At 57.0% G+C, this 5,585-nt stretch carries 5 protein-coding genes; 1 reads left to right on the top strand and 4 read right to left on the bottom strand.

Going from position 1 to position 5,585, the window contains the following annotated elements:
- Window positions 1-61: 61 nt before the first annotated feature.
- The 4 genes from sstT to EKN83_RS23035 all read right to left on the bottom strand — a co-directional run bounded on the left by sstT (window position 62) and on the right by EKN83_RS23035 (window position 4,348).
- Window positions 62-1,303 carry a serine/threonine transporter SstT gene (gene sstT, locus EKN83_RS23050; protein WP_088244389.1) on the bottom strand — a complete coding sequence of 414 codons (1,242 nt, stop codon included), beginning with the start codon at window positions 1,301-1,303 and terminating at the stop codon, window positions 62-64.
- Window positions 1,304-1,558: 255 nt separating this feature from the next.
- Window positions 1,559-2,524 carry a TerC family protein gene (locus EKN83_RS23045; protein ID WP_025759576.1) on the bottom strand — a complete coding sequence of 322 codons (966 nt, stop codon included), beginning with the start codon at window positions 2,522-2,524 and terminating at the stop codon, window positions 1,559-1,561.
- Between the two features lie 251 nt (window positions 2,525-2,775).
- Window positions 2,776-3,774, bottom strand: a complete 999-nt coding sequence (locus EKN83_RS23040; protein WP_126801780.1) for a Gfo/Idh/MocA family protein — start codon at window positions 3,772-3,774, stop codon at window positions 2,776-2,778.
- A gap of 70 nt (window positions 3,775-3,844) precedes the next feature.
- Complete coding sequence (locus EKN83_RS23035; protein ID WP_025759578.1) at window positions 3,845-4,348, bottom strand: YgjP-like metallopeptidase domain-containing protein; 504 nt, start codon at window positions 4,346-4,348, stop codon at window positions 3,845-3,847.
- Between the two features lie 85 nt (window positions 4,349-4,433).
- Between EKN83_RS23035 and rlmG the strand changes: the two genes are divergently transcribed.
- A complete protein-coding gene (gene rlmG / locus EKN83_RS23030) occupies window positions 4,434-5,570 on the top strand; it encodes a 23S rRNA (guanine(1835)-N(2))-methyltransferase RlmG (protein ID WP_088244388.1) in 1,137 nt (378 codons plus the stop codon).
- The last annotated feature ends 15 nt before the right edge of the window (window positions 5,571-5,585 follow it).

Here is a 5,585-nt window from a genome sequence, read left to right as displayed (position 1 = left end):
TCTCCCACGGGGAGAGGGTACAAACACTAAAAACGGCAACCTCAGGGTTGCCGTTTTGCTGTTAACCTCGCAGGGCGTTCTTCGCTAAACGGGCGTCTTCCGCCTGACAGGCCGCCGCGGTAAACAGCACGTCGGTAGAAGAGTTCAGCGCGGTTTCGCAGGAGTCCTGCAGCACGCCGATGATAAAGCCGACGGCCACGACCTGCATGGCGATCTCGTTCGGGATACCGAACATATTGCACGCCAGCGGGATCAGCAGCAGCGAACCGCCCGCCACGCCGGATGCGCCACAGGCGCACAGCGATGCCACGACGCTCAGCAGCAATGCGGTTGGCAGATCTACCGGAATACCCAGCGTATACACCGCCGCCAGAGTCAGTACAGTGATCGTAATCGCCGCACCCGCCATATTCACGGTTGCGCCCAGCGGGATCGACACGGAATAGGTATCGCGGTCCAGGTTCAGCTTCTCCGCCAGCGCCATGTTCACCGGAATATTTGCCGCAGAGCTGCGGGTGAAGAAGGCATAGACGCCGCTCTCACGCAGGCAGGTCAGCACCAGCGGATACGGGTTGCGGCGGATCTGCCAGAACACCAGCAGCGGGTTGATCACCAGCGCCACCAGCAGCATACAGCCGATCAGCACAACCAGCAGCTGGGCATAGCCCCACAGCGCGTCAAAACCGGTGGTCGCCAGCGTGGAGGAGACCAGACCGAAAATCCCGACTGGCGCAAAGCGAATCACCAGTTTGACCATAAAGGTCACGGCGTTCGACAGATCGTTAACCAGATTTTTGGTGGTCTCATTACCGTGGCGCAGCGCGAAGCCCAGGCCAATCGCCCAGACCAGAATACCTATGTAGTTGCCGCTCATCAGCGCCGTGACAGGGTTAGAAACCATGCTCATCAGCAGACCGCGAAGCACTTCCACAATTCCTGAGGGTGGTGTGATCTCACCGGCGGCGCTGGTCAGATGCAGCGTGGACGGGAACAGGAAGCTAAATACAACGGCGGTTAATGCCGCCGAGAAGGTTCCCAGAACATACAGGAACAGAATAGGGCGAATGTTGGTTTTTTGTCCGTGTTGATGGTTGGCGATAGATGCCATCACCAGCATCAGAACCAGTACCGGCGCGACGGCTTTCAGGGCGCCAACGAACAGTGTCCCGAGTAGCCCCGTAGCTTCCGCGGCAGGTTTTGAGACCATCGCCAGCAGAATACCCAGCACCAGCCCGACCAGAATTTGTTTTACGAGGCTGCCCTGCGCCAGGCGCGCGAACAGACCGCTAGATTGTGTGCTCATACGTTATTCCTGAGTGAAATTGCGTTCCATCCTGGATGTGCTCTAAGTCACATTTATGTCCGGATGTAAGAAAATGTTTGCCAGGTCGAGTATAGGGAATGCGCGAAAGGAGGGAAGCGTAAAATGCTGGATTTTACGTGTTGCGTCATGTTTTTTAACTATTGATTAACGAAAGTGCCGGGTGGCGCTGCGCTTGCCCGGCCTACGGGGTAACGTTGTAGGCCCGGTAAGCGCAGCGCCACCGGGCAAAACGCACTAAGCCTGCTGCTTCTTATCGTGCTGGCGGTTAACCCAGGTATTGATAATCAGCGTCACGATCAGAATGCCAAACACCACGCCGAGCGAGATGGCGATTGGGATATGGTAGAAATCGACGATCAGCATCTTGATACCGATAAACACCAGGATCACCGACAGGCCGTACTTCAGCATTGAGAAGCGCTCCGCCGCGCCTGCCAGCAGGAAGTACATGGCGCGCAGACCGAGGATCGCAAACAGGTTTGAGGTCAGCACGATGAACGGGTCGGTGGTCACCGCGAAAATAGCCGGGATACTGTCCACGGCGAAAATCACATCGCTCAGCTCAACCAGAATCAGCACCAGCAGCAGCGGGGTGGCAAACAGCAGGCCGTTCTTGCGCACGAAGAAGTGCTCGTTCTCGATCCTGTCGGTCATGCGCAGATGTCCACGGATCCACTTCACCAGCGGACGATCGCCAATCGCGGAGCCGTCCTCTTTCGCCAGCGCCATTTTGACCCCGGTAAACAGCAGGAACGCGCCGAAGACGTACAGCAGCCATTCGAACTGGGTAATCAGCCAGCTACCGGCGAAGATCATAATGGTACGCAGAACGATCGCGCCCAGCACGCCGTACACCAGCACGCGGCGCTGCAGGGCAGCAGGTACGGCAAAGTAGCTGAACAGCATCAGCCAGACGAAGACGTTATCGACTGCCAGCGCTTTTTCAATCAGATAACCGGTGAGGAAGGCGAGCGCCTGAGGATCGGCCACTGCCCGGCCCTCGGTGGAGGCCAGATACCACCAGAAGGCGGCGCAGAAGAGCAGAGAGAGGGTAACCCACACCAGCGACCAGACGGCGGCCTGTTTCATGGTCATACCGTGCTCGCCGCGACGCCCCTGCAAAAAGAGGTCGATCGCCAGCATGATGAGCACGATAACCGCGAATCCGCCCCACAACATTGGAGTGCCGACAGAATGCATACTATTTTCCTTACACATAAAAAACAAAAACGGCTATGGTCAGAAGACGATAGCCGTTAGCTTTTTATGCATAGACCTCGCCTTCCGGCAAGGTCTCACTTACAACCACGAAGGTTGCCCGGCGACCGGATGCGGTTTTGCACGCATCGTAATGACGATCCACCGGCGAAGAAGTTACTCCCCTTTGCAGGTAACAAAATATGTCAGACCATTGGTTTCGTCAATGGTCTGCGCCGTTTCATTACACAGCTTTACGCGATAGCGTTCGCGCTCACGCCGTCTGCCGGGAACACCACGCCGGTCTGACGGCGGATCTCCGTTTGCAGTTTCGACGTGCTGCGGCTCACCGTGAGCCCTGGGTGATTCACTTCGTTGTCTTCCACCAGGCGGGCGAAGACCTCTGCCTCATAGAGCATAGTGTTTATATGTTGAGGCTGCGTCAGCTCCTGCGCTTTACCGCCGCGCGGCACAAAGCTGACCTTCTGGCACTCTGAGATCTTCTCGATCACCAGCGACCCGGCTTCGCCCTGAATTTCGCTCGGCAGGACGGAATCGCTGACTTTGGAGTGCTGCAGCGTGACGCTGAAATCACCGTAATCCAGCACCACTAACCCGTGTGCATCCACGCCGCTCTCCAGCAGGCTGGCCTGAGCGCTTACGCTGTGCGGCTCGCCCCACAGCGCCACGGCGGAAGCCAGGCAGTAAAAACCGATATCCATAATCGAGCCGTTCGAGAAGGCCGGGTTAAAGGTGTTCGGGTTCTCGCCGTCCAGATAGCGCTGGTAGCGCGACGAATACTGGCAGTAGTTGATAAAGGCTTTACGCATCTTGCCAATTTTCGGCAGCGACTGCTGCAGCAGCAGGAAGTTTGGCAGGCTGGCGGTTTTGAACGCTTCGAACAGCACCACCTGGTTTTCGCGGGCCAGCGCGATGGCGGCTTCCACTTCATCGATGTTCGACGCCAGCGGCTTCTCGCAAATCACATGCTTTTTATGGCTGAGGAACAGCTTCGTTTGCGGGAAGTGCAGAGAGTTCGGGCTGGCGATATACACCGCGTCAATGGCGTCGCTTTGCGCCATGTCATCAAGCGAGGTGAAGAGATGCTCAACGAGGTAGTCGTTGGCAAAGCTCTGCGCCTGCTCAAGGCTGCGGGAATAGACTGCGGTAAGTTTAAGTTTGCCGGTTTCGTGGGCGGCGTCGACGAACTGGCGCGTGATCCAGTTCGTACCAATGACTGCGAAACGTATCATAAACGTTTACGTACTCCGTAGCGGGGAACCTTTAGCCACTGTAGCACGTCATCATGACAATTCGCGTGCGCTACTGCGCATTACCTTTTAACGATAAATGCGTCAGCCACAGACGGGTATCAAACTCCAGCTGGTGGTACTGCGGCTCCATGTGGCAGCACAGGGAGTAAAACGCTTTGTCGTGCTCTTTCTCTTTCAGGTGCGCCAGTTCGTGCACCACGATCATTCGCAGGAAGGCTTCCGGCGCGTTGCGGAAAACCGTCGCGACGCGGATCTCGGCTTTTGCTTTCAGCTTGCCGCCCTGCACGCGGGAAATGGCGGTGTGCAGGCCGAGCGCGTTTTTCAGCACATGGATCTTGTTGTCGTACATCACCTTATTGATCGGCGGCGCGCTCTTCAGATACCGGTTTTTCAGATCCTGCGTATACTGCCAGAGGGCTTTATCGGTCGCGACATCGTGCGTGCCGGGGTAGCGTTTTTCCAGCACCGCGCCCAGTTTTTGCTCGGCAATTAACGTGCGGACCTGGGAAAGCAGATGCTCCGGGTAGCCCTGGAGATAAGTCAGCTGGTTCATCAAAACCCCAAAATAAGTTGAAAACGGGTATACTCACGCACCCTTTTCAGGGATAACGCCGAAATTTTACCATTCAGGAGGGCCGATGAGCCACTTAGACAACGGTTTCCGTTCACTCAACCTTAAACGTTTCCCGGAGACGGACGACGTTAACCCGCTTCAGGCGTGGGAAGCGGCGGATGAGTATCTGCTGCAGCAGTTGGATGAGACTGAAATCCGCGGCCCGGTTTTGATCCTGAATGATGCCTTTGGCGCGCTGGGCTGTGCGCTGGCGGAACACGCGCCGTACAGCATCGGCGATTCTTACTTAAGCGAGCTGGCAACGCGTGAAAACCTGCGCCATAACGACATCGAAGAGTCCAGCGTGAAGTTCCTCGACAGCACCGCGGACTACCCGCAGGCGCCTGGCGTGGTACTCATTAAAGTGCCAAAAACCATGGCGCTGCTGGAGCAACAGCTGCGTGCGTTGCGTAAGGTCGTGACGCCAGAAACCCGCATCATCGCGGGTGCCAAAGCGCGCGATATTCACACTTCGACGCTGGAGCTGTTTGAGAAAGTCCTTGGGACAACCACCACGACGCTGGCATGGAAAAAAGCGCGGCTGATCAACTGTACGTTCAGCGCGCCCGATCTGGCCGACGCGCCGGACACGCTGAGCTGGAAGATGGAAGGGACCGACTGGACCATCCACAACCACGCGAACGTCTTCTCCCGCACCGGTCTGGATATCGGGGCGCGTTTCTTTATTGAGCATCTGCCGGAAAATCTGGAAGGGGAGATTGTCGATCTGGGCTGCGGTAACGGTGTGATTGGCCTGACGCTGCTGGCGAAGAATCCGGAGGCCAGCGTGGTGTTCAGCGACGAATCGCCAATGGCGGTGGCCTCCAGCCGTCTGAACGTGGAAACCAACCTGCCAGAGGCGCTGGACCGCTGCGAGTTTATGATCAACAACGCGCTGTCCGGCGTAGAGCCGTTCCGCTTCAACGCGGTGTTCTGTAACCCGCCGTTCCACCAGAAGCATGCCCTGACGGATAACGTCGCCTGGGAGATGTTCCACCACGCGCGCCGCTGTCTGAAGATCAACGGCGAGCTGTACATCGTCGCCAACCGCCATCTGGACTACTTCCACAAGCTGAAGAAGATTTTCGGTAACTGCGTCACCATCGCGACCAACAACAAGTTTGTGGTGCTGAAATCAGTGAAGCTGGGGCGTCGTCGTTAAGATTGAGAGCGGTGC

Origin of the sequence: Enterobacter sp. WCHEn090032, assembly GCF_003986875.1 — a bacterium.
Taxonomy (GTDB): domain Bacteria; phylum Pseudomonadota; class Gammaproteobacteria; order Enterobacterales; family Enterobacteriaceae; genus Enterobacter; species Enterobacter sichuanensis.
The sequence above is the reverse complement of the archived record's forward strand: the minus strand, read 5'-3'. Positions and strand labels throughout refer to the sequence as shown.

Excerpts from the sequence above, each read along its gene's own strand:
- EKN83_RS23035 (WP_025759578.1), bottom strand. The coding sequence starts at position 4,348 with ATGAACCAGCTGACTTATCTCCAGGGCTACCCGGAGCATCTGCTTTCC.
- sstT (WP_088244389.1), bottom strand. The coding sequence starts at position 1,303 with ATGAGCACACAATCTAGCGGTCTGTTCGCGCGCCTGGCGCAGGGCAGC.
- EKN83_RS23040 (WP_126801780.1), bottom strand. The coding sequence starts at position 3,774 with ATGATACGTTTCGCAGTCATTGGTACGAACTGGATCACGCGCCAGTTC.
- EKN83_RS23045 (WP_025759576.1), bottom strand. The coding sequence starts at position 2,524 with ATGCATTCTGTCGGCACTCCAATGTTGTGGGGCGGATTCGCGGTTATC.
- rlmG (WP_088244388.1), top strand. The coding sequence starts at position 4,434 with ATGAGCCACTTAGACAACGGTTTCCGTTCACTCAACCTTAAACGTTTC.